The organism is Pseudarthrobacter albicanus, from assembly GCF_018224015.1.
Classification (GTDB): Bacteria; Actinomycetota; Actinomycetes; order Actinomycetales; family Micrococcaceae; genus Arthrobacter; species Arthrobacter albicanus.
The window spans coordinates 1-2,356 of sequence record NZ_JAGPOT010000171.1 but is presented as its reverse complement, the minus strand read 5'-3'; the positions used below and the strand labels follow the sequence as shown (position 1 = coordinate 2,356).

The 2,356-nt window shown below is 66.3% G+C and carries 1 protein-coding gene; it reads right to left on the bottom strand.

All coding sequences use genetic code 11. The features are described from left to right. Nucleotides 1-1,242: 1,242 nt before the first annotated feature. The gene (locus J9611_RS21205) at nt 1,243-1,401 is read right to left on the bottom strand and encodes a hypothetical protein (RefSeq protein WP_211883192.1); all 159 of its coding nucleotides are present in this window, start codon (nt 1,399-1,401) and stop codon (nt 1,243-1,245) included. Between the last annotated feature and the right edge of the window lie 955 nt (nt 1,402-2,356).

Here is a 2,356-nt window from a genome sequence, read left to right as displayed (position 1 = left end):
CTCCCGCAGGGAAACGACCCGCCCTCCCGCACCTCCCGCAGGGAAACGACCCGCCCTCCCGCACCTCCCGCAGGGAAACGGCCCGCCCTCCCGCACCTCCCGCAGGGAAACGACCATGTTCTCTCCCAGGACTTCGTGGACGGTTTCTGTCTCATGGCGTGTGGTGGACGGTTTGCCTTGTGGTTCGTCCGCCGGCGGTGGGGTGGTGCAGGTTTTCGCAGGCAGCGTGTTTGTTTTTGCGGGACACGTCCATTGGCGGGCGCCGGCGGGGCCGGCCGTGATGCCTGACGGCTGTCCACCGCCGACGCAGGGTGATCCTTCCGCGGCCCGGTGTGGCTGATGACGCGCAACCCGCCCACGATGCGCAGATTCCCTGTCGCTTCCGGAATCCGGAATCCCGGCAGCGACAGGGAATCTGCGCATCGCCAGGCACCAGGCGCCGCGCCGGAGGCCCGGACCAGGCGGCCACGGCATCACGGACCCGGGGTCGGGACTGCTCCCGCACAGCAGCAAAACAGCAAACCCTCCCTCACCTCCCGTGCCGGATCCAGGCCCCTCCACCTCCCGGCGCCAGCCAGGCAACATCTCAGGGAGCGTCGCCCCGGAACCCGTGGAAACTGATGGAGCGTCCGGCACGGAACCGGGGTTAGCGTCGCCTATTTGACATGAGCGCCAGCATGCATGCCAGAGTGCCGGTGGCTGGGCCGTCTGTAAAGGCGAGCTGGAGCTGGCCATAGGGGTCCGGGGCAACGGCACCGGTTGGCGGGAGTCAGCGTCCCATGGTGCTTCTGAAAAGATCCAGGCCTGGCGCCGTGGCTGCCCCGACTCCGGCAGCAGTAACACGGCGCCGACATCCGTTCCCGTTGCCGCTCCGGCGCCGTCTGACGTGGGCGATGACCCGCTGGCCGCGGAATCCATCGCGCCGCCAAGGTCCGTGGCCTTCTAAGCCAGCGCGTCGTTGACGGAGTCGCCGGTTATGGCGGCCAACTCCACCTGATCGCTGGCGGGGAGGCGCTGGCGGGAAGCCGTGTCCGTTGCGGGGGCGGACAGCAAGGTCCGCAGCCTCGCCTCACCCGGCGGTTCGGCAGCCGAGTACATCGCCCGACGCCGGAGCCATGCACTCTATGGTGCCCGCCACGCCGTCGTGCTTCGCCAGCACCATGTCCCGGGGATCCAGAGCCACGCCGGCGTGCCTCCGTTGCCGTCGTCGTCCTCAAAGCTGCCGGGAGGCACCAAACCACGTCAAGTCCGGGCCAGCTGGCTACTGCCGACGGCGGACTCGACACTCGCGAGCAGGACGAAACCCAAGATGCCCACGCCGATCACGCCCTCTATCGGGGATGTCCATGAGGGGGAGATGGCCGGCTCCCAGCCGCCCCGCTGGATGTCGCCCTCTGCCACGAAGGCAACGATGGGCAGGAGCGCCCCGGCGATCCCTCGCGGTGGACGGTAACGGTAGTGGCTGCAGCGGATTCGGCATCGAGGAAAAATGTTGCGTGTCTGCCGCGAGCGGCTGGTAAGGGACCCGGCACCGCCTGAAGTCCTGCGGTCCGTACCGGCGACAACGACCGACCAAAGAGCACCTCGGTTCCCGCGTCCTTGCCCACGGGTCCGCGTCGCCGTTATGGAGATTCAGCAGCCTCAAGCCCACACCGACGACGCGGTCATCGGCCGTAACCGGGTCACCAGTTCGCAGTTTCAGGCCTACCTGCGACCGAGCAGGAGCAGCACCGCGAGGTCCGCGTAGAGGACGGCCGTGAACAGCGTCTGCACGTTGGTCCGGAAAAATCTACCGGCGGGACACCCGTTGACGTAGCCGGGAAGGTCTGGCGCCGACGTTCGGCCTCGCCCGTGATGCTAGCCGCGGCGGGGGGACTGCTGCCGTTGCGGGTCACACGTATCCTGGCTGTGGACCGGGGCTGGTCTGGCCGTGGACCGGGGCTGGTCTGGACGATACGTGGGGGTTTGGCCCGGATTGTCGGGGGTTCAGGCCGGCACAGGGGGTGATACCCGGGTGGGCTTGCATTGCCGGCCATTCGGGTGTATTATTTTCTAAGTCGCCGAGAGGGAGACCAGCGGAAACGCTGGGAACCACGGCGGCCAATCCCAAAAATTTTCAAACCAGGTTCTGGTTCGGCGTTTCGTACGCCGACGGTTGTTGGTGGGGCCGGTTGTGTGAGGCTGTGGATCGCGGAGACGCTGGTTTGCAAAGTTTCGTGGGATCGGGTAAGTTTGGGAAGTTGCTCCGGAGCGAGCCTGGACCGTAAGGGTCCGGGTGGTGCCGGGTGTGTCTGTTGTTTGAGAACTCAATAGTGTGCCAAGTTTGTTGATACCAGTTTATTGTATGATGGATTGG